Source organism: Mesorhizobium sp. USDA 4775 (assembly GCF_054062655.1).
In genome coordinates, this window is the sequence record NZ_JBSSFM010000001.1 from 1,504,054 (window position 1) to 1,529,588 (window position 25,535).

The window sequence follows — 25,535 nt, forward strand, 5'->3', positions numbered from 1 at the left end:
CCCTGCGGGCTGGCGAAGAAGCGCCCCAGCCTCACGCCGAGCGGACATGACCGGCGTCCTCGTCGAAATCGCGCTGCACCAGGTCGATCAGCGCGCGCACCGCATCATCGGCGCCGCTGCCGCTGGCCCTGATGTGCAGCACCGTGCCCTTCGGCGCCTTGGCCGCCATCACCTTGACGATGCTCTTGGCATCGAACCACGGCCCGTTGGCGGCAAGCGCGATTTCCACGTCGGCGGCAAAAGTCTTGGCCAGCTTGGTGAACTTCACCGACGGACGCGCGTGCAGCCCCACATCGTGGGTGATCAGGACGGTCGCTTCGGCGGCTGCGGACATTTTTCAGGAATCCCGTTCACTCACGATGGCGACAATTCGTGCGCCGTCGCCACCACTTCCTTCAGCGAGGCGCCGCCGGAGGATTCGGTCGCGGCCATCACCGCGCCCTCCACGATCGGCGCGTTGCACACGATGATCTTCTGCGCACGCGGCTCGCCGATCATCTCCACCGCCATTTCCGAGTTGGTCTCGGCGCCGCCGAGATCGACGAGGATGGCGACACCGGCTTCCGACCAGGCCTTGTCGATGGCGCCCATGATCGCCTCGACGTTGGTGCCAAGCCCGCCATGGCCGTTTCCGCCGCACCATGCAAGCGGCACTTCTTCGCCCACCATCTGGCGTACCATGTCGGCCGTGCCCTCCGCGACCAGCGGCGAATGCGACACGATCACGATCCCGACATTGCTCATGCGCTTTCCCCGATCGCTTGCCCCACCGAGCGCACCAGCAGCGCGGTCGAGCGCGCGCCGGCATCCATATGGCCGATCGAGCGCTCGCCGAGGAACGAGGCGCGGCCGCGCAGCGCCTTCATCGGCACCGTCGCTTCGGCGGCGGCGTCGGCGATGTCGGCGATTTCCGCCGCCGTCTTTCCCCCGGCCAAGGCATCATGCACCGGCTGTAGCACATCGAGCATGGTTTTTTGTCCGATCTGCGACTTGCCGCGCCCGGCCACCGCGTCGACCGCCTTGCCGACGGCGGCGGCCAGATTGTTGCGATCGGGATCCGCCGCAATCTCCTTGCCCAGCGCCATGAACAGCGTACCGAACAAGGGACCCGAAGCGCCGCCCCACCGTCATCACCAGCTTGGTGCCGATCGCTTTCAGCGCGTCGGGCAAGGGTTTGGCAGCGAACGCATCAGCCTCGGCCCGCACGGCCTCGAAGCCGCGCTTCATGTTCAGCCCATGGTCGCCGTCGCCGATCGCCTGGTCGAGCGCCGTCAATTCCTCGGCGTGAGCGGCAATCGTATCGGCGGCCACCGCGATCAGCCTGGCAAGGTTCAATGCCGCCATGTCGCCCAAAATCCCGGTTTCCACTGTGCCGGCAGTAACGAAAGAACGGTCATTCGACAACTGCTGCATGCGTCAGGCCGTGACGAGCAGCGCGGCGGCGGCCGAAAACACCTCGGCCACCGCATGGGCGCCGGGGTCGACCACACCTTGCAATTTGGTGCCGACATAGGCGGACCGTCCAGCCTTCGCCTTCTCCATGGCGGCTGTCTCCTCGGCGCCGCGCCGGGCGGCGGCTGCCGCCTCTTCCAGCCCGTTGGCGTCGAGCGCTTTCAGCGCGGGCTCCAGCGCATCGACCATGGTGCGATCACCCGGTTTGGCGCCGCCGTAGAAAGTCATCCGCTCGAGACCGGCAAGCAGTGCCTTGGACAAGCTGGCGCCGCCGCCGAGGGCCTGTGCCGCCGCCGTGAAGAAGATCGACAACAGCACGCCGCTCGAGCCGCCCATCGACGCGCTCAATATGTCGCCAATCGCGCCAAGCGTCGCCGCCGGGTTCGCCAGAGGCAGCATGTCGAGCCGCTCGAGAATGCTGCGCGCGCCTGTCGCCACCGTCGAGCCCGTGTCGCCGTCGCCCGCCTTGGCGTCGAGCCCGTTCAATGACGCTTCAAGTGAAATCAGTTTTTCGCAGACCGTGACGATCAGGCGTCTGCTGCCGGCATCCTGGCTGGCCTTGTGCGCAGCACTTTGTCCGGCTGCTTTCGCCATCGGCATAATGACAGGCGCCGCGACCGGTTTGGCCGGCATCCAGGCATGCGGGCCGACCGGCGCCAGCAGGGCGGCCTCGCGCGCAGCGTCGAGCCGGATCAGCGACAGCGAGAAGCCGTTCATGTTGAGCGCCGTCATCAGCGGGCCGGGGCCGATCGCCAGCGTGATGGTCCTGGTCAGCGGCGAGGCCAGCACCGCATTGGCAACCAGCGACATTTCAAGCGGTGGCACTGAACCGAGATTGTTGATCAGCAAGGCATGGCTGGCCTTCGGGTCGAGCCGCGCCGCGAGGCGCTCCGCCATGATCGCGACCAAACTGTCGACGCTTTGCAAGGCAATCCGCTCGACGCCCGGCTCACCATGAATGCCCAGGCCAAGTTCGCCGTCGTCCGCGCCAAACCTGTCTTCATGCGGCAGCCCGGGGATCGAGCAGGACGACAGCGACATGCCGAGCGAGACGATGTCCTTTGCTGCCGCCCGCGCCGCCGCCGCGATGTCGGCAAGATGATGGCCGGCCTCCGACAAATGGCCCGAAATCTTGTGCACGAACAAGGTGCCGGCGACGCCACGCGGCTGGTTGATGTCAGGCAAAGCGATGTCGTCGGCAACGATCACCATCTCGACGCGAAAGCCCTCGGCGCGCGCCTTCTCGGCGGCCAGGCCGAAATTGAGCCGGTCGCCGGTGTAGTTCTTGACGATCAGCAGGCAGCCGGCCGGCCCGGTGACCGCGCGGATGGCCGCCAGTACCGCTTCGACACTCGGCGAGGCGAATATCTCGCCAGAGACCGCCGCCGTCAGCATGCCCTTGCCGACAAAGCCGGCATGCGAAGGCTCATGCCCGGCGCCGCCGCCGGAGACGACGCTGACCTTCGACTTGTCCCAGTCGGCGCGCAGCACGACCTTGATCTCGGGATAGCCGTCGAGGCGCGCGAGGTCGTCCGAGCCGCTGGTGCGCAACAGGCCGTCCAGCGCCTCGGTGACGATCGTTTCCCTGCGGTTGAAAAAGTGCTTCATCGAATTCGTCCCGTATTCGCGATCGTCAATCAGAAGCGGCGTTGCCCCGGCTGGGAACACCGAAAGCCGTTCACATCAATCTTTGTCCATCGGCGCCGAAATAGAGCGGCGAGCGGTAGCGGATCACCACTTTGTCGCCTTGCGCCAGATCGGTGTCGGGGTCGGTCAGCGTCACCAGTTTCTTCGGCCCCACCGTCACATGCAGGTGGTTCTGGTCGCCGAGATGCTCGACCCAGTCGACGACGCCGTCGGCATGGCCATTCCTGGCCTTTTCGATCGTCAGATGTTCGGTGCGCGCGCCGATCGTCCTGGTGCCCACCGGCGCGCTGCCATCGGGCAGCAGGCCGGTTGGCAGAAGATTGATCGCCGGCTGGCCGAGCCTTGCCGCGACATGCAGGTTTGCCGGCTCCGAATAGATGGTTCGCGGCGAGCCGATCTGCACCAGCACGCCATCGGCGAGGATGCCGATGCGGTCGGCCATGGTCATCGCCTCGATCTGGTCGTGCGTGACATAGAGCATGGTGGCGCCGAGTTCGGACTGGATGCGCTTCAGCTCCAGCCGCAGATCCGCGCGCAGCTTGGCGTCGAGCGATGACAGCGGCTCGTCCATCAGATAGATGGCGGGCTTGCGCACCAAAGCGCGGCCGATAGCGACGCGCTGCATTTCGCCGCCCGAAAGCTTGGTCGAGCGGTTGGCGAGCTTGTGGTGGATGCGCACCATCTTCGCCACCTCCTCGACCCGCCGGCGGATCTGGTCCTCCGGGATCTTCCTCGCCGGCGAGCGCAGCGGGAAGGCGAGATTGTCGTAGACCGACAGATGCGGATAGAGCGAGTACTGCTGGAACACGAAGGCCGTGTCGCGCTCGGCCGGCGACAGCGTCGTCGCATTATGGCCGCCGATTTCGATCGTGCCGGCATCGGGCCGTTCCAGTCCGGCGATCAGCCGCAGCGTTGTCGTCTTGCCGGCCCCGGTCGGCCCGAGCAGCACGACGAACTCTCCGTCTGCTATGTGCAGGTCGAGACCGTTGACGGCGACATGCTCGCCAAAGCTCTTGGTCACATTCTTGATATGCACGTCAGCCATGCTGCGCTCTCCCCTGAGAGGCGGTGTCGTGGATCGCGGTTTTCACCGCGCGGCCCGATCCCTTGTCGAACAGCGACAGCCGTGCGCTGTTCAGCGCCAGGCCGACATGATCGCCGGCGTTGAGCCGGATCTCGGCCGGAACCCGCGCCTTGATGATGCCGTCCGCCGTTTCCACCGCGACGATCTGCGTGGTGCCGAGATATTCGGTGCCGTAGATGGCGCCGCGCAGCTTCGAGGCATCGTCGAAGCGAATGTGTTCGGGGCGGATGCCGAGCGCCATGTCGGCCGGCGCGATATCCTCGCGCACCTCCGGCACCGCGACCTTCGCGCCCTGGACGACGATCTCCTTGGCGCCCTTGGTAAGCCCGCCGCCGAAGCCCAGAAAATTCATCGGCGGCGAGCCGATGAAGTCGGCGACGAACATGGTCGCCGGGCGGTCGTAGATTTCGCGCGGTGTGCCGAACTGTTCGATGACGCCGTGGTTCATCACAGCGATCTTGTCGGCCATCGACATCGCTTCCATCTGGTCATGCGTGACATAGACGGTGGTGGCGTGGATGCGGTTGTGCAGTTCGCGCAATTCATGGACCATCAAATCGCGGAATTCGGTGTCGAGCGTGCCGAGCGGCTCGTCCATCAGGAAGCATTTCGGCCGCCGCACGATGGCGCGGCCGAGCGCCACGCGCTGGCGATCGCCGCCGGCAAGGCCAGAGACGGATTTGTTGAGCAGATGGTCGATACGCAGGAGTTTTGCCGTCTCCTCGACACGCGTGCGGATTTCGGCCGACGACATGCCTTGCGCCAAAAGCGGAAAGCCGATGTTCTTGCGCACATTCATGTGCGGGTAGAGCGCGAACAGCTGGAACACGAAGGCGATGTCGCGCTCACGTGCCCGCAGCATGGTGACGTCCTCGCCGCCGAGCAGGATCTGGCCGCCGGTCGGCAGTTCGAGCCCGGCGATCATGCGCAGTGTCGTCGTCTTGCCGCAGCCCGACGGCCCGAGCATGACGAAGAATTCGCCATCCTCGACGACGAAGTTGGAATCCTGCACGGCGACGAAATCGCCGAAGGCCTTTCTCAGGTGCTGAACACGGATCTCGGCCATGACTATTCCGGGAACTTCGAGACGATGATGAACATCACGGTGCCGGCGAGCATGATGATGAAGGAATAGGTGTAGAGCGACAGCGCGAAAGGCTGGAACAGCATCAGGAAGCCGATGGCGATCAGCACTGTGGCGATATTTTCCATCAGGCCGCGCCGGGCCCAGGCCGGCCAGCGCGATTTGCGTTTGACGGGATTGGTCATGCTCATTTGCGCACCGCACCGAAGGTGATGCCGCGCAGCAATTGCTTGCGAAGCAGGATGGTGAAAACCAGGATCGGCACCAGGAAGATTGTCGTGCCGGCGGCGACCGCCGGCCAGTCCTGGCCGCCTTCGCCGATGATGGTCGGGATGAAGGGCGGCGCGGTCTGCGCCGTGCCCGAGGTCAAAAGGGCCGCGAAGGCATATTCGTTCCAGGCGAAGATCAGGCAGAAGATCGCGGTCGCGGCGATGCCGGTGGTCGCTTGCGGCAGCACGGTGCGCCAGAATGCCTGCAGCCGCGTATAGCCGTCGATCATCGCCGCTTCTTCATATTCGCGCGGGATCTCGTCAATGAAGCCTTTCAAGAGCCACACCGCCAGCGACACGTTGACCGCCGTGTAGAGCAGGATCATGCCGAGCGCGGTGTCCGACAGGCCAAGCTCGCGGTACATCAGGTAGATCGGAATGGCGACCGCGATCGGCGGCATGAAGCGCGTCGACAGGATGAAGAACAGGAGGTCGTCGGCGAGCGGCACCTTGAAGCGCGAGAAACCATAGGCCGACAGCGTGCCGAGAAAGACGGCGCAGAACGTCGAGCCGAAAGCGATGATCAGCGAGTTGAGGAAGCGCGGCAGGAAGTTGGACGGGCCGGCGATCACCATGTTGCGCTTGCGCACGGTCTCGTCGCAGAAGCCGGTCGCCGGACCCAGCGAGTTGATGTATTCCGGTGTCTGCCGCGTCCGCGTCGTGAACAGGTTGCAATAGCCCTCGATGCTCGGCTGGAACACGATTTTCGGCGGATATGCGATCGAATCCGGCGGCGTCTTGAAGCTGGTGGCGAAGATCCACAGGAGCGGCACGATCGAGATCAGCGCGTAGGCGATGATGATCGCGCCGGCGACGCGCTTCGAATTCGCTGACGGTGCGACGACCGAATGGGCAGTGGTCAGGCTCATCTCTGCTTCACCTTGTTGAGCGCCTTGACGTAGATGTTGGCCAGCCCGAACACCGCCACGAACAGGATGATGGCGAAGGCCGAGGAATAGCCGGTACGCCAGCTCTCGAATGCCTGCCGCTTCAGCGTGATCGAGGCGACCTCGGTGGTGGAGCCCGGCCCGCCGCCAGTCAGCAAATTGACCATGTCGAACATCTTGAAGTTCTCGATGCCGCGAAACAGCACCGCCAGCATGATGAAGGGCAGCGCCATCGGCAGCGTGATCGACCAGAATTGCCGCCAGTTGGAAGCGCGGTCGACCTCGGCCGCCTCATAGATGTATTCGGGGATGGAGCGCAGGCCGGCGAGGCAGATCAGCATCACATAGGGCGTCCACATCCAGGTATCGACGATGATGATCGACCATGGCGCCAGCGACACGTTGGAGAGCATCTGGATGCTCGTCGGCGGAATGCCGCTGACGAACGAGATCACATAGGAGAACAGGCCGATCTGCGGCTCGTAGAGGAAGCGCCAGAAATTGCCGACCACCGCCGGCGACAGCATCATCGGCACCAGGATCAGCGTCGTCCAGAAGGCATGGCCGCGGAATTTCCGGTCGATCAGCCAGGCCAGCGTGAAGCCGATCAGCGTTTGCAACAGGATGGTCCAGAACACGAAATGCGCCGTCGTCTGCATGGCGATCCAGATGTCCTGGTCGCCGAGGATGCGCTGGTAGTTGGCAAAGCCGAGATTCTTCACCACTTCGTTCGGCCGGTTGGCCCGGTAGTTGGTGAAGGACAGATAGATCGCCCAGAACAGCGGGAAGATGTTGATGGCGAGCAGCAACAGGATCGTCGGCGAGATGAACAGCCAGGCGAGGCCCTTGTCGCTGATGCCCCGGACCTTGCGGGCCAACGGTTCCGGGGTCGCCAGGGCAACGTTCTCCACGGTCCGATTGAGCATGGTCAGTCCTGCTTCGGTCACTTGGGTCGTCTCTGTGATGGAATTTATCTGAACTGCGTCCCGTGCCAAGGGTGGCACGGGACGCCTGGGCCTAGCTCGGGAGGAGCCGGTTACATCTTGCCATCGTCCTGGAACACCTGGGTCCAGTCCTTGACCAGGCCGTCGAGCGCGTCCTTGGCTGAGCCCTGGCCGGCCACGACATAGTCATGGAAGCGCTTCTGCGAGGCCTGCAACAGCGGTGCGTAGCTCGGCTCGGCCCAGAAGTCCTTCACGATCGCCATCGAGTCGAGGAAGGCCTGGGCGTAGGGCTGGCTGGACGGGAACTTCGGGTCCTTGACCACGGAGTTCAGGCAGGAATAGCCGCCGAGCGACCACCACTTGGCCTGCACGTCCTTGTTGGCGAACCACTTGATGTATTTCAGCGCCGATTCCTGCTTGTCGGAGTAGGAAACCACCGAAATGCCCTGGCCGCCGAGCTGCGCGAACTGGGCGCCGCCAGGACCCTTGGGATTGACGAAGTAGCCGATCTTGTCGCCACCGACATTCTCGTCCTTCTGCAGGCCGGGCCAGGTGAAGGCGAAGTTCATGTGCATTGCCACCTGACCGGATTTGAAGGCATCGACGCCTTCGCCCATGTAGCTGTTCGATGCGCCCGGAGGGGTGCAGCAATCATAGAGAGCCTTGTAGAATTCCAGTCCCTTGACCGAGTCGGCTGAATTGACGAAGCCTTCCATCTCGTAGGGCTTCTTCGGGTTCTCATACTGGAAGCCGTAGCTGTAGAGCACGTCCATGGCGCCCATGGTGATGCCTTCCGAGCCACGCTCGGTGTAGATCGAGGCGCCATAGACGGTCTTGCCGTCGATCTGCCGCTTCTGGAAGAATTCGGCGATCTGCTTCAACTGGTCGAAGGTCGCCGGCGGGCCGAGATCCCAGCCATACTTTTCCTTGAATTCCTTCTGCAGCTCCGGCTTGGAGAACCAGTCCTTGCGATAGGTCCAGCCGACGACGTCGCCCATGGCCGGCAGCGCCCAGTAGTTCGGCGTGTTCTTCGGCCATTCCGAGTAACCGACGACGGTCGCCGGCACGAAGTCGTCCATGCTGATCTTCTCCTTGTCGAAGAAGTCGTTCAGCTTGACGTAGTGGCCGTTCTCGGCCGCGCCGCCGATCCACTGGCTGTCGCCGATGATCAGGTCGCACAGTTTGCCGTGCGAGTTCAGTTCGTTGAGGAAGCGGTCGGCATAGTTGGTCCACGGCACGAACTCGAATTTCATGCCGATGCCGGTTTCCTTGGTAAAGTCCTTGGACAATTCGACAAGTGCGTTGGCCGGGTCCCAGGCGGCCCAGCAGAGCGTCAGGTCTTCAGCGTGTGCGGCATTCGAGACGGCTGTCGACGCTGCAATCGCCGAGGCCAGTCCCAACGCCAGTTTCAAGCTCGATTTCATGCCTTCCTCCCATTTACGAAACGCGCCCGGATGACGGTTTCAAGAGCCCTCAACCTCTCTCCTCAGAGGCCTAAACATGGCGGCGCCGGAGCGCGGCAGATGTTTAGTAATTTGTTTAGTGATGCCATTTTTACTAAACAACGCAAGCGAATTCGTTGCTGCGTCGCAACATGACGAAACGGATGATTGAAATCGTTGGGAAATGATCGCCGGATGTTTCTCCGGCAGCCGCTCAGCCGGCCTCGCCGATGAGGTTCGTCTGTGGCGTCACCGGCCGAACCGGCGGCGCGGGCGGCAGTAAGGCGCGTATGTCGGCGAAGGGAAATGTAGGCTCGAAGCGAAAAGCCTCGGCCAGGGAACCGGGGACAGCGTTGCATTGGCCGGCGCGAAATTCATTCTGGATGCGCGCCCGGTCGACATATTGCTCCGGCCGCTGTGACCGGTGCATGCGGATCCCCTGCGACTTGATATCCCGGTAGGCGGAAATATCGACATAGTGCGTCGGCGCAAATCCGGTACCGCCCATCGTGTCGGCATGCAGCACAGGAACCGCGAAGGAAGCCGCTATGCGCACGCCGTCCGACAGCGCGCGGTGGTCGGCGTGATAGTCGTTGGGCGCATGCGTGATCACCAGCTCCGGCCCGGTCTCGCGGATCAGCGTTTTCAGCACGCCGATCAGCGCGGCATCGGCCACCAGCTCGCCGTCGGGAAAGTCGAGAAAGCGTGGCGCAGCACCAAGCAGCGCTGCCGCCGCCGTGGCTTCCTCGCGACGGACGCGGGCGAGAACGGCGGGATCACTCTTGCCGCCCTTGGCCCCATCCGTGGCCACGGCAAAAGTCAATTCTGCGCCTTGCGCCGCATAGGCGGCCAGCGTACCGAACATGAAGATCTCGATGTCGTCCGGATGCGCACCGAGCGCCAATATTTTCAAGCTACTCTCTCCCGGAAATGGAAAAACGTGCCGAACGGAATCCTGCTCGCCCTGATCGCCTATGCAAGCTATTCGGGCAGCGATGCCGTTATCAAGAGCCTGGGAGGACAGTTTACCGTCTTCGAGATCGGCTTCTTCGTCACTTTGTTTGCCGGCTTTTTCCTGTTCTTCACCCGCCCGGCGGGCGAGCGCTGGCTCGATTTCTGGCGCATGAAACGGCCATGGGCGGTGCAGGCGCGCGCCTGGGCCGGCATCGCGTCGGGCGTGCTCAGCGTCTATGCCTTCACGCACATTCCGCTTGCCGAAGTCTACGCGCTGATCTTCCTGGCGCCTTTGCTGGTCACCATCCTGTCCACCGTCATCCTGAAGGAAAAGGTCGGCCCCTGGCGATGGCTGGCCGTGGTCGCCGGCTTTGCCGGGGTGATGCTGGTGGTGCGGCCGGGTTTTCGTGAATTGAACCTCGGCCACCTTGCCGCTTTCGTGAACGCCTTCCTCGCCGCGACCAGCGTCATCATGCTGCGCTCGCTCGCGCAGCAGGAAAAGCGCACCTCGATGCTCGGTGTACTTGTCGGCTACGGCCTGCTGTTCAACGGGGCTGGCGCCGCCGCCACCTCATTTGCCTTGCCGAATGCCGTACAGCTCGTCTGGCTGGCGATGGCCGGCGCCTTCACCGCGGGCGGACAATTCATGCAGCTGCTCGCCGCCAAATACGCCCCCGCCAACCGGATCGCGCCGACGCATTATTCGCAGATCGTCTGGGCGGTGATCCTTGGCGCGCTGTTCTTCCAGGAATACCCGGACTGGCTGACGCTGGTCGGCCTCGCGATCGTCGGCGGCTCCGGCCTGCTGACCATGATGCGCGAGGAGGTGCGGATCGGCACCGTGCGCTGGAACCCGTTTGCGCGCACCCGGCTTTGAGCCGGCGCCGGTTGCACGGTGACCGTGACCGCTGATATGCGGACGCGATGACGACAAGATCCCTGCCGGAGCTTCCGGTATCCGCCGTGCTCCCGGCGCTCAGCGAAGCGCTCGGTGCCGGCAACAGCGCCGTGCTGGTGGCGCCGCCCGGCGCCGGCAAGACGACGCTGGTGCCGCTGGCGCTGCTCGATGCGCCGTGGATGGGCACAGGCAAGATCATCCTGCTCGAACCGCGCCGGCTCGCCGCCCGCGCCGCCGCGCGCCGCATGGCGCAATTGCTTGACGAGGAGCCGGGCGCGACCGTCGGCTATGCCATGCGCATGGAAAACCGCAGCTCGGCCAAGACCCGCATATTGGTCGTCACCGAGGGCGTTCTGGCGCGCATGATCCTCGACGATCCCGAAATGCCCGGCGTCTCGGCGGTCATCTTCGACGAATTCCACGAACGTTCGCTCGACGGCGATTTCGGCCTGGCGCTGGCGCTCGACGTGCAGGGCGCACTGCGGCCGGATCTCAGGCTGCTGGTGATGTCGGCGACGCTCGATGGCGCGCGCGTCGCAAAACTCCTGTCGGGCGCGCCTGTGATCGAAAGCGAGGGCCGCGCTTTCCCCGTCGATATCGGCTACGACGAACGGCCGGCCGGCGTCCCGATCGAGGATGCGATGGCCAAGGCGATCCGCGCCGCCCTTGCCGATGAGAGCGGCAGCGTGCTTGCCTTCCTGCCCGGCCAGCGCGAGATCGAGCGCACCGCCGAACGGCTGGCCGGCAAGGTCGGCGCCGACACCGACATCGTGCCGCTCTATGGCCAGCTCGACGGCAAGGCGCAGGACGCCGCGATCAAGCCGGCGCCGGCGGGCCGCCGCAAGGTGGTGCTGGCGACGTCGATTGCCGAGACCTCCATCACCATCGACGGCGTGCGCGTCGTCATCGATTCCGGCCTGTCGCGGCTGCCGCGCTATGAGCCGGCAAGCGGCCTGACGCGGCTGGAGACGGTGCGCGTCAGCAAGGCCTCCGCCGACCAGCGTGCCGGCCGTGCCGGGCGCACGCAAGCCGGCGTCGCCATCCGGCTCTGGCGCGCCGAACAGACCGCGGCACTGCCCGCCTTCACGCCGCCGGAAATCCTCGAAGCGGACCTTTCAGGCCTGCTACTCGACTGTGCCGCCTTTGGTGTGGCCGATCCGACCGGCCTCGCTTTCCTCGATCCGCCGCCGGCGCCGGCGCTCAACGAGGCAAGGGTGCTGCTGCGCGCGCTCCATGCCATCGACGAGGCGGGGCGCCTGACGGGAGCGGGCGCTTCGATGCGCAAGCTCGCTCTGCCGGTGCGGCTTGCACATATGGTCGCCGAAGCTGCGCGGAGCGGCCATGCGGGCGAGGCGGCCATGCTGGCGGTGCTGCTCACCGAACGCGGCCTTGGTGGCGACGGCGCCGATCTGGAGCGGCGGCTGATGCGCTTTCGGGGGGAAAGATCGTCCCGCGCCACCGCCGCGCGGCAACTCGCGGAGAGGCTGGCCAGGCAGGTGGGCGCGGCGAAAGACAGTGAAGCAGCACCGGCCGGTTCTCTTCTCATCAACGCCTGGCCGGACCGCGTCGCCAAGGCGCGCGGCGAGCGCGGCCGTTTCGTGTTGGCCAATGGCTCTGGCGCCATGCTCGATGCCGCCGACCCGCTGGCGGGCGAGCCGTTTCTGGTCGTCGCCGACCTGCAGGGCAAGGCGCAGAACGCCCGCATCGCGGCCGCTGCGGCAATAGGCGAGGACGACATCCGCGCCACGCTGGCCGACCGGATCGAAACGCGTCGGCAAACCAGCTTCGACCGAGAGCGCCGCGCCGTGCGTGTGCGTGAGACGGTGCGCCTCGGCGCCATCACGCTCGCCGAACGCATGCTGCCGGCTCCTTCAGGCGCCGATGCCGACCGCGCCATAACAGATGCGTTGCGCGAGCACGGCCTGTCACTGCTGAGCTGGAGCAAGGAGGCCGAGACGCTGCGCCAGCGGCTGTCCTGGCTGCATCGTGGCCTTGGGTCCCCCTGGCCCGATATGTCGGACGAAGCGCTGATCGAGCGCCTCGACGACTGGCTGCTGCCCTTCCTGTCTGGGGCGGCTTCCCTGGCCGCCATCGATCCCGGTGTCGTCTCGGCTGGCCTCGCCTCGCTCGTGCCGCACGAGCTGCAGCGCAAGGTCGATGCGCTGGCGCCGACGCATTTCGACGCCCCGTCCGGCAGCCATGTGCCGATCCGCTATGACGGCGAATGGCCTGTGCTTGCGGTGCGCGTGCAGGAACTGTTCGGCCTCGACCGCCACCCCTCGATTGCCAACTGCACCGTGCCGCTGACGCTCGAACTCTTGTCGCCGGCGCACCGGCCAATCCAGACGACGCGCGACCTGCCCGGCTTCTGGCGTGGCTCCTGGGCCGACGTGCGCGCCGACATGCGCGGGCGCTATCCCAAACATGTCTGGCCGGAGAATCCGCTGCTGGCGGCGGCTACCGCCCGCGCGAAACCGCGCGGCACCTAGCGCTTGCCCTCAAGCGGCTGTAATCCATGGCCATGATCAACATCCTGAACGCGCCCGATTTCCAGCAGAGCCAGCGGTTGCGCCTCAACACGCTGATCCGGCTGCGCTGGCTGGCCATTGTCGGCCAGAGCGTTGCGGTGCTCGTCGTCGCCTATGGGTTGAAATTTCCGCTCCCGGTGAGCCTGTGTTTTGCGCTGATCGCCTGTTCGGCCTGGATGAACCTGTTCCTGGCCTTCAGGTTTCCGGCGGCGCACAGGCTCACGCCGTTCGCCGCCTTCGGCATCCTGATCTTCGACAGCCTGCAGCTTGCCGGCCTGCTCTATATGACCGGCGGCCTGACCAATCCGTTCTCGCTGCTGATGACCGTGCCTGTCGTCATTTCGGCGACGTCGCTGCCCCTGCGCCTCACCGCCATCCTCGGCGGGTTGGTGATGCTGGCGGCGACCTTGCTGGTGTTCTTCCATCTGCCGTTGCCCTGGTATGAAGGCGCGCCGCTGGCCATGCCTTTCATCTATGTCGCCGGCATGTGGATGGCGGTGCTGTCCTCGATCGCCTTCACCGCCATGTATGCCTTCCGGGTGGCCGCCGAAGCGCGGCTTTTGGCCAATGCGCTTGCCGCCACCGAACTGGTGCTGCAGCGCGAACAGCACCTTTCGGCGCTCGACGGCCTGGCGGCGGCGGCCGCGCATGAGCTCGGCACGCCGCTCGCCACCATCACGCTCGTCGCGAAGGAGATGGAAAAGGCGCTCGGCAGCGACCCGAAATACGGGGAGGACGTGAAGCTGCTGCGCTCGCAAAGCGAACGCTGCCGCGAAATCCTCAAGCGCCTGACCAGCCTGTCGTCGGAGGGCGAGGCGCATCTGTCCCGCTTGCCGCTGACCTCGCTGGTCGAGGAGGTCACCGCGCCGCATCGCGACTTCGGCATCTCGATCAAGCTCCGCCCGGGCGAACGCAGCGGGCCGGAGCCGGTCGGGCGGCGCAATCCGGGCGTCATCTACGGCCTCGGCAATCTGGTCGAGAACGCCGTCGATTTCGCCCGCAAGAGCGTCACCGTGCGCTGGAGCTGGGACGAGGCGGCCGTCACCTTCTCGATCATCGATGACGGGCCTGGTTTCCCACCTGAAATCATCGATCGCATCGGCGAGCCCTATATGTCGACGCGCCAAGGCACCGAGGCCGGCGGCGGGCTGGGACTCGGCCTGTTCATCGCCAAGACTCTGCTCGAACGCTCGGGCGCCACGCTCGACTTCCGCAATTCGAGCGGCCTGGGCGAGGGCGCCGTGGTGCAGATTTCGTGGCCGAGATCGGTCTTCCTGAACCCGGAAACGGCCCCGGCCACCATGTTTGACACTGCGTAAATTGGACAATAGCGGCGCAAAACTATATCTGCGTAAAATTAAGGCAGCAGGAATTCTTACGACGATGACAGGCGATGAAAATATTGGCGCAATGGTTGAAGGCGAGGACACCTCGCTTCTGATCGTCGATGACGACAAGCCGTTCCTCACGCGTCTCGCCCGCGCCATGGAAACCAGGGGTTTTATGGTCGAGACCGCCGAGAGCGTCGAGGAGGCGGTGGGCAAGGCCCGCGCCAATCCGCCGGCCTACGCTGTGGTCGACATGCGGCTCGGCGACGGCAACGGCCTCGATGTCGTCGCCGCCATCCGCGAGAAGCGCGAGGATTCCCGCACCATCATCCTGACCGGCTACGGCAACATCGCCACCGCAGTGACGGCGGTGAAGCTCGGCGCCGTCGATTATCTGTCGAAGCCTGCCGACGCCGACGACATCTTCGCCGCCCTCACCCGCACCTCGGGCGAGCGCGCCGCACCGCCGGAAAACCCGATGTCGGCCGACCGCGTGCGCTGGGAGCATATCCAGCGCGTCTACGAAATGTGCGAGCGCAACGTTTCCGAAACAGCGCGCCGGCTCAACATGCACCGCCGCACGCTGCAGCGGATACTGGCCAAGCGCGCCCCGCGATGAGACTGTTTGGAAATTCTACTCTGGCGGCCATCTGATGGCGTTTTCTGCGCTTCCGGTGCTCACGGACCCGAACGTCCGCTCCGCTCCGGTTCTCGAAACCACCACCATATGACTCGCCAGAGCGAATTTCGAAACAGTCTCTGAGACGCCCAAGCACGGTCGGATACTGTCCGGAGGCCGGAGTTTGAGCATCATCGCAAGTGACGCGGTTTAACGGAGGCGACATGCAGGATTTGAAGCAGCGGCCGATTTCCGTCTTCCGCGAATTCCTCGACAGCGAGGCGGCCGGCGGCATCATCCTGATGGTGGCGGCGGCCTTGGCCTTGATCGTCGCCAACTCACCGCTTGCCGAAACCTATTTCTCCGTTCTCCATGCCTATCTCGGCCCGCTCAGCGTGTCGCATTGGGTCAATGACGGGCTGATGGCGGTGTTCTTCCTGCTCGTCGGGCTGGAGATCAAGCGCGAGATGCTGGACGGCCAGCTGTCGACCTGGCCACGCCGCGTCCTGCCCGGCATCGCGGCGGCCGGCGGCATGGTGGTTCCGGCGCTGGTCTATGTCGCCATCAATCGCAACAATTCGGCGGCACTCTCCGGCTGGGCGATCCCGACCGCCACCGACATCGCCTTCGCGCTTGGCGTGCTGTCGCTGCTCGGCAGCCGCGTGCCGGCTTCGCTGAAGGTCTTCCTGACCGCGCTCGCCATCATCGACGACCTCGGCGCCGTCATCATCATCGCCATCTTCTATACGAGCGGCCTGTCGCTCATCTATCTCGGCGCCGCCTTCGCCGTCATTGCGGTGCTTGTCGTGCTCAACCGCATGCGGGTGATGACGCTGGTGCCCTATCTCCTGCTCGGCGCAATCCTGTGGGTATTGGTGCTGAAATCGGGCGTCCACGCCACGCTTGCCGGCGTTGCGCTCGCGCTGACCATTCCGCTCGAGCGTTCCGCCGGGATCGGTCACGATCTCGACCATTCGCCGCTGCACCGGCTCGAGCACGGCCTGCACAAAATCGTCCCCTCTTTCGTCATCCCGATCTTCGGCTTCGCCAATGCCGGCGTTTCGCTCGCCGGCCTGAGTTTTGGCGCGCTGATAGAGCCGCTGACGCTGGGCGTCGCCGCCGGCCTGGTGGTCGGCAAGCTGGTCGGCGTGTTCGGCTCCTCGGCACTTGCCATAAGGCTCGGCCTGGCCGACCTGCCGGCCCATGCCGGCTGGTCGCATATGATCGGCATCTCGCTGCTCTGCGGCATCGGCTTCACCATGAGCCTGTTCATCGGCCTGCTCGCCTTCGCCAGCGATGTGGCTCTGCAGGACGCGGTCAAGGTCGGCATCCTCGCCGGCTCCTTCATCGCCGCCATCATCGGCGCTGCCGTGCTGCTGATGGCGCCGGCCGCGGGTGGAGCGGAAGAAGAGACGGAGTAGGGGCGCGGTTCCGCGAACTACTCGCTCTCCCCCTCGAGTGCCGGCACCGAGACGCCGGCCAGCTCCGCCGCCAGCAGCCGCGCCGCGCCGGCGCGCGCGATCCGCAGCATCAGTGCCTTGCGTGTTGCCGCCGCCATGCGGTGCTCCGGCGCCTCGCGCAGGATTTCGGCGCCATAGCCGTCGGAGAGGATGAAGCCGCACTCCTCCGGAAAGATCTCCGCCGGCACGCCGGGGTGGGTGGCGAAGAAGAAGCGGTCGGAGTGCAGCCGGTAGGCGGGCCATTTGCGGTCGACCCGGAAATCCTCGATCGAGGATTTGATTTCGATGATCCAGATGTCGCCCTGGCGGGTCAGCGCCACGAGGTCGGCGCGACGGCCGGTGGCCAGCGACAGTTCAGGCAGCACATGCGCGCCCATCGCCATGAGCAGCCGCTGCACGCCGCGCCGCACCAGCATGGCGCGTTCCGACTGGCGACCGTCGATGAGGGGGTTGATTGCGATGGGGGAAATGATCGGCATGGCAGGCACCATGCCAGATTTTGTTCACGGTTTGAACCCGCCTTGTGATGGCGATTCCCCATTTGACAAACCAAATCAATAAATGCGATTCTTCGGCTCGACAGGCCGGCACCGGCTGGAGCAACAGCCGATTCCTTTTGCCGCATTCCCGGCACAAGGTTGAAGAGTCAGACTACCCCTCTAGCTTGGAGGGGTAGTCATGGGTCGTGTCGAGTTTTTCACCATACGGCTACTTCGGCGTTTGCCGATCTCGGTCGCTTTTGACGCGCATCTCAGCCGGTGCGCTTTTGCGTCCTCGCTGTTCGACGAGAATCTGACTCTTGGCAAACTGCTTGGCTGGACTGCTCTGGAGAGCAGCATAGGCCAGACGGACGCGGGTAACGAGGCTATTGAAGCCGCCATGCTTGCCGGCTGGATTGCCGAGAACAGGGACGGCGGTGTAGTCGGTGAAGTTATCAGCGTCGAGCACAAAGGCGAGACGATCCACTAGTTCCTGCGCAGTTTCGCCAGTGATGATGACGTAGCCGATATGGCGCTTGTCGTGCATGACCGGCTTGGACATAGGACCGACTGCGCGCGCGAGAGCTTTCAGTTCCCGGTCGCATAACTCGGCTTCGAATTTTAGAAATATCTGGAGCAGAAGAACGTTCTTGTAGGCCATAGGGGAGGATGCCTTCTCGAATCGGGGGAGGATGCTGACTCTCGGCAGATTCCGTAGCGTCAACAAGCCCCTGATGCGTCGGTCGATGCCCTAGCCTGTGGTTTGCGAGGATAAACCCCCAGCAATCTCAGTCCGCGGACTTCTTGCGCGCCTCTTTGGCGAGGGCCTTTATCTCTTCGTCCGTCAACTTCTGCGCCTTAGCGACTTTTGCGACGGCATCGTCGTAGTCCTCGTCTGCCACGTCCTCTAGGGCGCGCGCAGCTTCAAGGAACTTGTCGATTTGAGATTTATCCTTAGCCATGGGGGTCGACTCTTTACGAATTTCTGGGAGTCAGATATAAATGTCGCCGCCGGCGAGTTTATCTCGCCAGCGGACGACCGAGCCTTAGATGCTGTGCAGAGCCTTGGCCCTCATTCGTCTATTATGCACGTTCGTCCCATGGGACTCTCTCCTTTCTCGTGTGCCTCGCAGCGGCGGGTTAGAAGGGGATCTCATCATCCAATTCACGCTTGGGAGTACCATCCCAATCAAGATTTGGAGTCTGAGAAGCGGTGGAGCCGGAGGGATTCGAACCCTCGGGGTGTGTACCTGGGAAGGGTGTACCCCGTCCAACCGGCCCCAATTCTGCATTAGAAGGCTCTGGCGTTTCCGCGCCGGAGCCTTCTGCTTTCTTGACGACTGTCCAGCCCCGACCGTCGTTGTCGATCAGTCCGTCGTTCTTCATCTTTGACAGGCGGGTACTGACCGAATTCTTGCTTGTGTCGATCTGGCGCTGTTCGGTGATGAACTCATAAATCGCGGCCGGCGTGGTAGCGCCCTGCGAGATAGCATCAATGATTGCATTATTGATCGGACTGGGGCCAGCTGGCAGAAGGCTGAAGTTCGCATTGCCGGTGTAGATAGTGCCTGCAACCGTTCTGGCCTCGCCGCCTAGGATTTCCAGCGCCGCGTCGATGTCGCGAATATCCTTTCGGATTTCCGCAGCACGGGCCAGAAGCTCTTGCCGTTTTTGCTTTAAAATCTCTGTGGCGATGGACATCCGAATCGGCCCAGTTGTTTCCGTTAGGATATGTACTGGTCCTTGGTCCCCGGAGTCAATCCAAAGGGGTTAAGGTATTGGGGTTGTAGGTAGCTATTGGGAACAAAGCCTAGCCTTTTGGCCTCCGCCGACGCCGACGAGGCTCGCCACGCCAGAGCGGCAGGGCAAGCTGGACCGGCTTTCGATAGTGATCGCGCTTAGATCGCAGTAGGCCCGCGATAGGTCAGGCGCTTTCCGACAGTGCCTTTCAAGGCGATGAAGGCGCGGGTTCCGTCATCAACGCCAAGCGCAATTCGGTTGCTGTAGCGGAAGTCGAATTCGGCGAGGTAGCGGTGAAGATGGTGTTCGGCGCAATGCTGGTAAACGCCCTTCATGCCGCGCTTGAAGATCGAGAAAAAGCCTTCGACGGTATTGGTGTGGACATGGCCGCGAACATATTCGTCCTTGGAATGCGTGACGAACTCATGCGAGGCGAAATCCTGGCTGGCGCGGCGATAGATACCGCTCTCGTCGGTCATGAGCGCGCTTTCCTTGGCGATGTTGGCGCGCACGATCGGCATGACAGTACCCATGCGGGCGGTATCGACATGGAAGGAACGGGCGATACCACCGCGCTCGACTAAGGTAACAACACTGTTCTTGTGCGCGCCGCCGCCCGGCTTAACCGGCGTGCCGGCCAGACGGCCAATGTATGTTTCGTCGGCTTCAACGGTCTTGCCGCCGCCGCCCATTGGGGACAGCGCACCGGAAGCCATGGCGAAACGGATGCGATGGCAGAGGAACCATGCGGTGTCGTATTTGCATTCGAGTATGCGGTGCATCTGATGGGCGCTGATGCCCTTCTTAGAGGCGCACATGAGGTGTATCGCCTGCAACCACTTATGCAGCGGCATATGGCTTTCCTCGAAAATGGTGCCCATCCGAACGGTGAACTGCGAACGGCATTTCGAGTTCGAGCACTTGTACAGGCCGTGGCGCTCGACGCCGTTCGGGTTCTTTTTGGAAGCCTTGGAACGTACGCCCTTCAGCGCGTAGTGACGCTCATTGGACTTGCACTTGGGGCAAACCGGACCATTCGGCCACAAGATGCCCTCTACGTGCTCGAAAGCCTTGGCTTCGTCGTGGAACTCGGGGCGGGACAGAACGGACATAGCGATAACTCCTTGGAATCGTTATCGCATAGCGAGTTTGGTTTGTCAAATGGGGAATCGCCCTTGTGATGGCGATTATATATTTGACAGACCCGGATTGCAGACACGCCGATTTTTGTTAGCGTAAAGCACCGCGCACATTGGAGAGAGCCATGGGCATTGTGGTTGCTTCGCCAGGCAATTCCGGCAATTCGTTCAGGTTTAATGATCGCGTTGAAACTCGAACGGTTTGGATAGATTCTAGGGCTCCCAAATACTCGCACCACCAGCGCTAGCGTCGGTAACGATCTCATTTCAATCGGGTAAGGGAACGAAGAGAACCACCGACTGGAATGTAGTCCTAACCCACGATGACTTTCGTCAACTCGCATGGGAGATGGTAAGGGTTGATAGAGAGGCGGCCAGGGTCGCGTTTGAGGGGGCCTTAGCAGGAGACGACCCGACCCCACCGGACCCATGGCAGGATGCCTAGGATTTCTTGCTCTTATCCTCTTTAGGCGGCGGCGACTTCGCCACCTTCCTGATTGCCGCGTTCATTGGCTCTTCGGAATCGACGGTTTCAATCTCCCGCGCCAGTTCGCGGAACTTGTCGATTTGAGTTTTCTTGTTCTCAGGCATTGCCGGTCTTTTGGTTTGCAAACAGAGGTCCATCCGTCGTTTCATCAGGCACGCAGATAAGAAGCGGGGTCCCATCCTTCTTGGTGAACTGCCCGTTTCGGCTAATCAGATCTGACGTGTCGAATGTGTGGAGAGCATCAACAGACCATCGCAGCGCCGACGCCAAATGTATGGCGTCAGGCTTGTTTTTGAACCCCGGCGTCTCTCTCAGGATTTTGCGGGCATGTCGCGCTATCTCCAAATCCACCGGAATTAGCTTGATGAAGGGCTGTTCCAGTAGTTGTGCGATCACGTCTTCATTCGCGGAAGGATAGGGCTTGTGAGTCCCCTTTTCGCTCTCCAGCATGAAAACCTCTACGTGCGATATGGTCGAGGTCCATATCTCAACCTCTCCGCGCTTCGCGGCGTTGTATATGATTTCAAGAGCGCGCTTCGTCTGTGGCTTGCCATTGAGAAGGTCAATCCACGCACCGCTGTCCCAATAGTACCGCTTAGCCTTAGCCATCGTTGGTTCGCGGCCAGCCGCGCTCCAGCAATTCCTGGGTGGTAGTCCCTTCCGTAAGGTTCTCCCGCCGCGCAGTCGCTAGGTCGATATCGCGTTCCCCAATAAGCTCTAGATCGGAAGCGTTTACTCGCTTTAGCCGTCCATCATCGTCGTAGTGCAACTCGCCATGAATGAGCGCGCGCTTGCCTGCCCAAACCTCGAACCAACTATGTTTGCTGCCAATCTGGTAGGCGAATTCAGCCGGGAAAACGCATGTTACCTTGTCGCCGCTCAGCCTATGCCGGACCACGACGGAAGGGCTGTTGTGGAACATGCCTGTTGAGACGATCTCGCCTTCAAACGCTCCATATTCGGTTCGCGTCAGGTCCCCTCTGAGCGAGGCGGCAAATAGCTTGCCCGACTCAATGGCCCGGAGAGCACGGCTGGCATTTGAATGGACGATGATCGACGGCTCAACGTCTTCTCCGAAATCGAAATCGGTCTCGCCAATCCCGTTGGTATTGCGCTCCAAGATTCTAGCAACCAAGGGCTCAATGTCGCCCAGATCAATCGGAATGGCTGGCCCGTTGTCGTCGAAGAGACGACCAAAGACACGGCGCACCGACGTTTTGACCATCCGGGCCTTTGCGGCAATTGAGATGGTCGGGTCTTTCGAGGTAGCTTCGGCGCCTATCTCGAAAGGGGAATTCGTTGTTGCGTACGAAAGTCGCCACACAATTCTATCAGCCGAACCCGGTTCGGCTGGGTCGGACTTTTCAAGCAACTCTATGAAATCGAGAACCTGACGCATAGCATCAGCCACCGTCAGCATATCCGACGATGTTCCAGATGGATGTATCTTGATCTTGATCTGCTCAGCCACTCAACCACCTTCGTTTCAGGCTGAAAGCGTCAGCAAAAGTATCAGCATTTTGGCTGAGAATCAACGTTTGTAACGCCTCCGAAACGGCTCTCCCTTCCAAAGCGGCAGCTTAAGCTGCACTGGTTTTCTGTAGTGTTCTTTCTTCGCGTCAAGCAGGTTGACGATACGTGAGGCGCTTGCCCTTCGCACCTTTCAGCGCGATCAGCGAGCGCACAGCGTCATCAATGCCCAAGGCAACGCGGTTGCTGTAGCGGAAGTCGAATTCCGCCAGATAGCGGTGCAGATGGTGTTCCGCGCAATGCTGGTAGACGCCCTTCATGCCACGCTTGAAGACCGAGAAATAGCCTTCGACCGTGTTGGTGTGGACGTTGCCGCGAACGTATTCGTCCTTGGAATGCGTGACGAACTCATGCGAGGCGAAATCCTGGCTGGCGCGGCGATAGATGCCGCTTTCGTCGGTCATGATCGCGCTTTCCTTAGAAATATTGGCGCGCACGATAGGCATGATCGTACCCATGCGGGCGGTATCGACATGGAAGGTACGGACGCGGCCACCGCGCTCGACCAGTGCGACTACGGTGTTCTTGTGAGCGCCACCACCGGGCTTAACCGGCGTACCCTTCAAGCGGCCAATGTAGGTTTCGTCCACCTCGACAAATTTGCCAGCGCCACCCATGGGCGTGAAGTCATCCGAGCGCATGGCTTCGCGGATGCGATGGCACAGGAACCACGCCGTCTTGTAGGTGATCTCCAAAGCGCGGTGCAGTTGATGCGCCGAAACGCCCTTCTTGCTGGCGCACATGGCATGCAAAGCCTGAAGCCAGATGTGCAGCGGCAGCTTGGACTCCTCGAAGATGGTGCCCATGCGGACGGTGAACTTCTTGCGGCAATCCGAGCACTTGTAGAGGCCGTGGATTTCCAAGCCGTGCGGGTTCTTCTTGGAAGGCTTCGTGCGACCGCCCTTCAATGCGTAGTGCTTTTCCATCGAACCGCAATGGAAGCAAACCGGACCCTGCGGCCACAGCATACCCTCGACATGTTCGAAGGCGGCGGCTTCATCATGGAAATAGGGGCGGGAAAGAACTGACATAGCGATAACTCCTTGGATTCGTTATCGCATATCCATTTGGGTCTGTCAAATATATAATCGCCCTTGTGATGGCGATTATATATTTGACAAACCTGGCCGGGTCCTCGACGGGCCGGCGTATCCCCGCTGACAATTAGGCCTAGCTAATATATGCTGGCCCTCGAAAGCGAGGGGTATCATGAAACAGCCACGGGGATGGATCGCGCTGGCATGGCTTCTCTTGGCCGGCGACGCAGATGCCCACGATTGGTATACCGGCAAAAAAGATCCGGTTCTGCGCTATGATTGCTGCGGCAACAAAGATTGCCATCCGATAGACTCTCGCGCCGTGAGAGAGACCAAAGACGGCTATTACGTCCGCTTGCCCCGCCCTGCCTATCTCAATGAGCCACAAGAGCCGGAGTGGTTTATCCCCAGGGAACGTGCCCAAGTCTCCATTGATGACCACTACCATCTCTGTGAGCGTTTAATGACGTTCTATCGAACGATCATTCCCCATACGAAGTTCGAGGCCTACTACAGATTCAGATGGACGTGTTTCTTCGTGCCTAAGGGCACGAGTTAAATTCGATCTAGCGCTACCCAGCCGTAGGGGAATGGCTACCACTGTAAGACCGGTGCGGCTCCTGCGCCGGGAATCAGTTCGATTCGCGCTGACGAACGCGTTGTTTTTCGAGGAACCGCTTGGCGTGTTCCCCCCACTCCGCTGCCGTGGTTTTGTGCTCTTGAACGTACGTGTCGAAAGCCTTGCGCAGAGCGTCCAGGTCCAAAGCCCAAAACTGCTTGTCTTTTTCGTCGTTCAACATTGTGTCACCAAGCCCATTGGGTTGACGGTATGCCCTTCAAATCAAGCCTTCAAGAACCGATCCTGACTTCTTTTGGGTGTATCGGCCCTGTCAAACATTCATCCCGTGAACCAGCACGGAACAGGTTCTGCTCTCTGCAGCTGGGCAGTCCGTGGGCGGGACTTCAGTCTTAATTGAGCTGTGGCTAATATGCATATAGCTTAGGCAGTGCGGAGACGATCCCAAAAGCCTGACCCGCAACGACCCGGCACGACCCCATGTCCCCCCGACTGCGAGCGTGCCGGGTCGTTCCTACCGGGTGCGTTGCAAGCGGCGCATGCAAGGCACGATCGCTCGTGGAACAATGGTCGATTACGCAATCGCTCTCTGCCGGCCGATTGGGTTGGCGAACCCCAGCCCTAGGGGCCTTCCGTGATCGCGCAATATCCGGCTGGGGGCAGTCTGGTATTCATCTCTGTGGAGCCCTATGTCGTGGCGATCAACTTGCGCTCTTCACTAGAGGGCGGCAAGACTAAAGTCTTGCGTGCCGGTGTACAAAGGTCTGAGGGGACCTTTTAAGTTCCTCAAATGTCCATTGGACGTTCCGTTACTTTAGTTAGCCGACATATAAGGACTGACGTAAGGAATATGCCTGGCGGAATGGCCGGCGCAGTTTGGCTTTGGGTCTAAAGGGGGCTGCGCCGGCCATTGCGGGTTTGGGCTTTGGGTGTGATTGTCCCCGCGCTGATTAACCTATATGTATATTAGCGATCGCGCAAATAAGACTGAAGTCCCTGGTTCCACCGGACCTGGCCGGACGTTCTCATAATCTTGATTTTCGCCAGCCAGCCTTTCGAGCTTCTTGTTCCGAACAGAACCAGCGTTCGCCCTTCCACAGGCTGATCCGGGTCTCGTTGTAATATTGCTGTCCGGGAACGTGATAGATGCGCTCGCCCGTATTGTAGCTGATATTTCCCTTGATGTTGCAGCCCACGAGAGGCGGCCCGGCCTTGACGGCGATCAGGCTGGCCAGGATGGCGATCGCCGCGGCAATCAATGTCCACCAGATGGGGGACGCCAATGCCGGCGACCCCTGGCACGCCTTCGCCAGCGGTCGGAACGATTGTCGTAGCGAGACTTGTCCACTCCCCCTCCCGAGAGGAGAATGCCGCCGCTCTGGCGAGGAGTCTATAAGCATTGCCTAACTTAATGGCACGCCGTCTTGGCCGGTAGAGGGCGAACAATGGCGCCCAATGCGGCGCATGACCGGAAAGCCATCTCGCTGGGTGGTCTGCCCAAAATCCCTTGCTAGGGTCTGCTATGGTCTCGCTGAGACGGCCTTGTCGCCAGGCGCCGCAGCCCCTGCCATGTCATCCAGGATCGGGCAATCCGGCCGCTCGTCGCCATGGCAGGCGTGGATCAGTTTCTGCAGGGTCGAGCGCATCGACTGCAGCTCGCGCACCTTCTCCTCGATGGCCGTGACATGAGCGGCGGCGATCTCGCGCACGTCGGCGCTGGCGCGGCCGCGATCCTGGTACAGCGCCATCAGCTGGCGGCAATCGTCGATGGAAAAACCGAGGTTGCGCGCGCGGCGCAGGAAGGTCAGCCGATGGATGTCGTCACCGGAATAGTCGCGGTAGCCGTTGGCGGCGCGCGCCGGCGCGATCAGACCGATCTCCTCATAGTAGCGAATGGTCTTGGCCGGCAGGCCTGAACGATGGGCGGCATCGCCGACATTCATGGCGTGG

General features: G+C 62.2%; 28 protein-coding genes and 1 pseudogene. 6 read left to right on the plus strand and 23 right to left on the minus strand.

Annotation, left to right across the window (positions count from 1 at the left end):
• Positions 1-31 precede the first annotated feature (31 nt).
• From ACVILI_RS07475 to ACVILI_RS07525, 11 genes and pseudogenes are all read right to left on the minus strand, one after another.
• A complete protein-coding gene (locus ACVILI_RS07475; RefSeq protein ID WP_019862865.1) occupies positions 32-334 on the minus strand; it encodes an HPr family phosphocarrier protein in 303 nt (100 codons plus the stop codon).
• A gap of 20 nt (positions 335-354) precedes the next feature.
• On the minus strand, positions 355-744 hold the full coding sequence (dhaM, locus tag ACVILI_RS07480) for a dihydroxyacetone kinase phosphoryl donor subunit DhaM (RefSeq protein WP_019862866.1): 390 nt from the start codon (positions 742-744) through the stop codon (positions 355-357).
• Positions 741-1,344 (minus strand): annotated as a pseudogene (gene dhaL, locus ACVILI_RS07485) (dihydroxyacetone kinase subunit DhaL). Before dhaL ends, dhaM begins: the two are co-directional and overlap by 4 nt.
• Before the next feature lie 72 nt (positions 1,345-1,416).
• Complete coding sequence (locus tag ACVILI_RS07490) at positions 1,417-3,060, minus strand: dihydroxyacetone kinase subunit DhaK (protein ID WP_038651777.1); 1,644 nt, start codon at positions 3,058-3,060, stop codon at positions 1,417-1,419.
• A gap of 70 nt (positions 3,061-3,130) precedes the next feature.
• A complete protein-coding gene (locus ACVILI_RS07495) occupies positions 3,131-4,144 on the minus strand; it encodes an ABC transporter ATP-binding protein (RefSeq protein ID WP_038651779.1) in 1,014 nt (337 codons plus the stop codon).
• Entirely contained in the window at positions 4,137-5,249 is a 1,113-nt protein-coding gene (locus tag ACVILI_RS07500; protein ID WP_038651782.1) for an ABC transporter ATP-binding protein, read from the minus strand. Before ACVILI_RS07500 ends, ACVILI_RS07495 begins: the two co-directional genes overlap by 8 nt.
• Before the next feature lie 2 nt (positions 5,250-5,251).
• Positions 5,252-5,458 (minus strand): hypothetical protein, encoded by a 207-nt coding sequence (locus ACVILI_RS07505; protein WP_084791735.1) that lies wholly within the window; start codon positions 5,456-5,458, stop codon positions 5,252-5,254.
• Complete coding sequence (locus tag ACVILI_RS07510) at positions 5,455-6,405, minus strand: carbohydrate ABC transporter permease (RefSeq protein ID WP_019862873.1); 951 nt, start codon at positions 6,403-6,405, stop codon at positions 5,455-5,457. Before ACVILI_RS07510 ends, ACVILI_RS07505 begins: the two co-directional genes overlap by 4 nt.
• Positions 6,402-7,349: a carbohydrate ABC transporter permease gene (locus tag ACVILI_RS07515; RefSeq protein ID WP_038653772.1), complete on the minus strand. Its 948-nt coding sequence runs from the start codon at positions 7,347-7,349 to the stop codon at positions 6,402-6,404. Before ACVILI_RS07515 ends, ACVILI_RS07510 begins: the two co-directional genes overlap by 4 nt.
• A 110-nt stretch (positions 7,350-7,459) precedes the next feature.
• Positions 7,460-8,791, minus strand: a complete 1,332-nt coding sequence (locus ACVILI_RS07520; RefSeq protein WP_038651785.1) for an ABC transporter substrate-binding protein — start codon at positions 8,789-8,791, stop codon at positions 7,460-7,462.
• A gap of 232 nt (positions 8,792-9,023) precedes the next feature.
• The gene (locus tag ACVILI_RS07525; RefSeq protein ID WP_038651788.1) at positions 9,024-9,722 is read right to left on the minus strand and encodes a PIG-L deacetylase family protein; all 699 of its coding nucleotides are present in this window, start codon (positions 9,720-9,722) and stop codon (positions 9,024-9,026) included.
• A 27-nt stretch (positions 9,723-9,749) separates the two neighbouring features.
• Between ACVILI_RS07525 and ACVILI_RS07530 the strand changes: the two genes are divergently transcribed.
• The 5 genes from ACVILI_RS07530 to nhaA all read left to right on the plus strand — a co-directional run bounded on the left by ACVILI_RS07530 (position 9,750) and on the right by nhaA (position 16,557).
• Positions 9,750-10,640 carry a DMT family transporter gene (locus ACVILI_RS07530; RefSeq protein WP_038651791.1) on the plus strand — a complete coding sequence of 297 codons (891 nt, stop codon included), beginning with the start codon at positions 9,750-9,752 and terminating at the stop codon, positions 10,638-10,640.
• 47 nt (positions 10,641-10,687) lie between these two features.
• A complete protein-coding gene (gene hrpB, locus ACVILI_RS07535; protein WP_038651794.1) occupies positions 10,688-13,150 on the plus strand; it encodes an ATP-dependent helicase HrpB in 2,463 nt (820 codons plus the stop codon).
• Between the two features lie 26 nt (positions 13,151-13,176).
• A complete protein-coding gene (locus ACVILI_RS07540; RefSeq protein WP_038651796.1) occupies positions 13,177-14,508 on the plus strand; it encodes an ActS/PrrB/RegB family redox-sensitive histidine kinase in 1,332 nt (443 codons plus the stop codon).
• A 64-nt stretch (positions 14,509-14,572) separates the two neighbouring features.
• Positions 14,573-15,136, plus strand: coding sequence for an ActR/PrrA/RegA family redox response regulator transcription factor (locus ACVILI_RS07545; RefSeq protein ID WP_019862880.1), 564 nt, complete (start codon positions 14,573-14,575; stop codon positions 15,134-15,136).
• 224 nt (positions 15,137-15,360) lie between these two features.
• Entirely contained in the window at positions 15,361-16,557 is a 1,197-nt protein-coding gene (nhaA, locus tag ACVILI_RS07550) for a Na+/H+ antiporter NhaA (RefSeq protein WP_038651799.1), read from the plus strand.
• 17 nt (positions 16,558-16,574) lie between these two features.
• Here nhaA and ACVILI_RS07555 read toward each other — a convergent pair whose 3' ends face one another.
• The 9 genes from ACVILI_RS07555 to ACVILI_RS07595 all read right to left on the minus strand — a co-directional run bounded on the left by ACVILI_RS07555 (position 16,575) and on the right by ACVILI_RS07595 (position 23,002).
• Complete coding sequence (locus ACVILI_RS07555) at positions 16,575-17,075, minus strand: MmcB family DNA repair protein (protein WP_240564586.1); 501 nt, start codon at positions 17,073-17,075, stop codon at positions 16,575-16,577.
• Positions 17,076-17,304: 229 nt separating this feature from the next.
• A complete protein-coding gene (locus ACVILI_RS07560) occupies positions 17,305-17,736 on the minus strand; it encodes a hypothetical protein (protein WP_457102369.1) in 432 nt (143 codons plus the stop codon).
• Positions 17,737-17,863: 127 nt separating this feature from the next.
• Positions 17,864-18,037: a hypothetical protein gene (locus tag ACVILI_RS07565; RefSeq protein ID WP_457102370.1), complete on the minus strand. Its 174-nt coding sequence runs from the start codon at positions 18,035-18,037 to the stop codon at positions 17,864-17,866.
• A 178-nt stretch (positions 18,038-18,215) separates the two neighbouring features.
• Positions 18,216-18,776 (minus strand): hypothetical protein, encoded by a 561-nt coding sequence (locus tag ACVILI_RS07570; RefSeq protein WP_457102371.1) that lies wholly within the window; start codon positions 18,774-18,776, stop codon positions 18,216-18,218.
• Between the two features lie 197 nt (positions 18,777-18,973).
• Positions 18,974-19,927: an IS1595 family transposase gene (locus tag ACVILI_RS07575; protein ID WP_457102372.1), complete on the minus strand. Its 954-nt coding sequence runs from the start codon at positions 19,925-19,927 to the stop codon at positions 18,974-18,976.
• Between the two features lie 468 nt (positions 19,928-20,395).
• A complete protein-coding gene (locus ACVILI_RS07580; protein ID WP_457102373.1) occupies positions 20,396-20,545 on the minus strand; it encodes a hypothetical protein in 150 nt (49 codons plus the stop codon).
• Positions 20,538-21,050: a type II toxin-antitoxin system VapC family toxin gene (locus tag ACVILI_RS07585; protein ID WP_457102374.1), complete on the minus strand. Its 513-nt coding sequence runs from the start codon at positions 21,048-21,050 to the stop codon at positions 20,538-20,540. The genes ACVILI_RS07580 and ACVILI_RS07585 overlap by 8 nt, the downstream gene beginning before the upstream one ends.
• Positions 21,043-21,912 carry a hypothetical protein gene (locus ACVILI_RS07590; protein ID WP_457102375.1) on the minus strand — a complete coding sequence of 290 codons (870 nt, stop codon included), beginning with the start codon at positions 21,910-21,912 and terminating at the stop codon, positions 21,043-21,045. The genes ACVILI_RS07585 and ACVILI_RS07590 overlap by 8 nt, the downstream gene beginning before the upstream one ends.
• A 148-nt stretch (positions 21,913-22,060) precedes the next feature.
• Entirely contained in the window at positions 22,061-23,002 is a 942-nt protein-coding gene (locus ACVILI_RS07595; protein WP_457102376.1) for an IS1595 family transposase, read from the minus strand.
• A 178-nt stretch (positions 23,003-23,180) separates the two neighbouring features.
• Here ACVILI_RS07595 and ACVILI_RS07600 point away from each other — a divergent pair, with 178 nt between their 5' ends.
• Positions 23,181-23,567 (plus strand): hypothetical protein, encoded by a 387-nt coding sequence (locus ACVILI_RS07600; protein WP_441937711.1) that lies wholly within the window; start codon positions 23,181-23,183, stop codon positions 23,565-23,567.
• A 73-nt stretch (positions 23,568-23,640) separates the two neighbouring features.
• Here the strand turns inward: ACVILI_RS07600 and ACVILI_RS07605 are convergent, their stop codons facing one another.
• From ACVILI_RS07605 to cueR, 3 genes are all read right to left on the minus strand, one after another.
• Positions 23,641-23,808 (minus strand): hypothetical protein, encoded by a 168-nt coding sequence (locus ACVILI_RS07605; RefSeq protein WP_019862884.1) that lies wholly within the window; start codon positions 23,806-23,808, stop codon positions 23,641-23,643.
• Between the two features lie 802 nt (positions 23,809-24,610).
• Positions 24,611-24,829, minus strand: coding sequence for a sunset domain-containing protein (locus ACVILI_RS07610; protein WP_236952363.1), 219 nt, complete (start codon positions 24,827-24,829; stop codon positions 24,611-24,613).
• 276 nt (positions 24,830-25,105) lie between these two features.
• Positions 25,106-25,528, minus strand: a complete 423-nt coding sequence (gene cueR / locus ACVILI_RS07615) for a Cu(I)-responsive transcriptional regulator (protein ID WP_027047690.1) — start codon at positions 25,526-25,528, stop codon at positions 25,106-25,108.
• Positions 25,529-25,535 lie beyond the last annotated feature (7 nt).

Excerpts from the sequence above, each read along its gene's own strand:
- ACVILI_RS07475 (WP_019862865.1), bottom strand. The coding sequence starts at position 334 with ATGTCCGCAGCCGCCGAAGCGACCGTCCTGATCACCCACGATGTGGGG.
- dhaM (WP_019862866.1), bottom strand. The coding sequence starts at position 744 with ATGAGCAATGTCGGGATCGTGATCGTGTCGCATTCGCCGCTGGTCGCG.
- ACVILI_RS07490 (WP_038651777.1), bottom strand. The coding sequence starts at position 3,060 with ATGAAGCACTTTTTCAACCGCAGGGAAACGATCGTCACCGAGGCGCTG.
- ACVILI_RS07495 (WP_038651779.1), bottom strand. The coding sequence starts at position 4,144 with ATGGCTGACGTGCATATCAAGAATGTGACCAAGAGCTTTGGCGAGCAT.
- ACVILI_RS07500 (WP_038651782.1), bottom strand. The coding sequence starts at position 5,249 with ATGGCCGAGATCCGTGTTCAGCACCTGAGAAAGGCCTTCGGCGATTTC.
- ACVILI_RS07505 (WP_084791735.1), bottom strand. The coding sequence starts at position 5,458 with ATGAGCATGACCAATCCCGTCAAACGCAAATCGCGCTGGCCGGCCTGG.
- ACVILI_RS07510 (WP_019862873.1), bottom strand. The coding sequence starts at position 6,405 with ATGAGCCTGACCACTGCCCATTCGGTCGTCGCACCGTCAGCGAATTCG.
- ACVILI_RS07515 (WP_038653772.1), bottom strand. The coding sequence starts at position 7,349 with ATGCTCAATCGGACCGTGGAGAACGTTGCCCTGGCGACCCCGGAACCG.
- ACVILI_RS07520 (WP_038651785.1), bottom strand. The coding sequence starts at position 8,791 with ATGAAATCGAGCTTGAAACTGGCGTTGGGACTGGCCTCGGCGATTGCA.
- hrpB (WP_038651794.1), top strand. The coding sequence starts at position 10,688 with ATGACGACAAGATCCCTGCCGGAGCTTCCGGTATCCGCCGTGCTCCCG.
- ACVILI_RS07540 (WP_038651796.1), top strand. The coding sequence starts at position 13,177 with ATGGCCATGATCAACATCCTGAACGCGCCCGATTTCCAGCAGAGCCAG.
- ACVILI_RS07545 (WP_019862880.1), top strand. The coding sequence starts at position 14,573 with ATGACAGGCGATGAAAATATTGGCGCAATGGTTGAAGGCGAGGACACC.
- nhaA (WP_038651799.1), top strand. The coding sequence starts at position 15,361 with ATGCAGGATTTGAAGCAGCGGCCGATTTCCGTCTTCCGCGAATTCCTC.
- ACVILI_RS07555 (WP_240564586.1), bottom strand. The coding sequence starts at position 17,075 with ATGCCGATCATTTCCCCCATCGCAATCAACCCCCTCATCGACGGTCGC.
- ACVILI_RS07560 (WP_457102369.1), bottom strand. The coding sequence starts at position 17,736 with ATGGCCTACAAGAACGTTCTTCTGCTCCAGATATTTCTAAAATTCGAA.
- ACVILI_RS07565 (WP_457102370.1), bottom strand. The coding sequence starts at position 18,037 with ATGGCTAAGGATAAATCTCAAATCGACAAGTTCCTTGAAGCTGCGCGC.
- ACVILI_RS07570 (WP_457102371.1), bottom strand. The coding sequence starts at position 18,776 with ATGTCCATCGCCACAGAGATTTTAAAGCAAAAACGGCAAGAGCTTCTG.
- ACVILI_RS07575 (WP_457102372.1), bottom strand. The coding sequence starts at position 19,927 with ATGTCCGTTCTGTCCCGCCCCGAGTTCCACGACGAAGCCAAGGCTTTC.
- ACVILI_RS07580 (WP_457102373.1), bottom strand. The coding sequence starts at position 20,545 with ATGCCTGAGAACAAGAAAACTCAAATCGACAAGTTCCGCGAACTGGCG.
- ACVILI_RS07585 (WP_457102374.1), bottom strand. The coding sequence starts at position 21,050 with ATGGCTAAGGCTAAGCGGTACTATTGGGACAGCGGTGCGTGGATTGAC.
- ACVILI_RS07595 (WP_457102376.1), bottom strand. The coding sequence starts at position 23,002 with ATGTCAGTTCTTTCCCGCCCCTATTTCCATGATGAAGCCGCCGCCTTC.
- ACVILI_RS07600 (WP_441937711.1), top strand. The coding sequence starts at position 23,181 with ATGAAACAGCCACGGGGATGGATCGCGCTGGCATGGCTTCTCTTGGCC.
- ACVILI_RS07605 (WP_019862884.1), bottom strand. The coding sequence starts at position 23,808 with ATGTTGAACGACGAAAAAGACAAGCAGTTTTGGGCTTTGGACCTGGAC.
- cueR (WP_027047690.1), bottom strand. The coding sequence starts at position 25,528 with ATGAATGTCGGCGATGCCGCCCATCGTTCAGGCCTGCCGGCCAAGACC.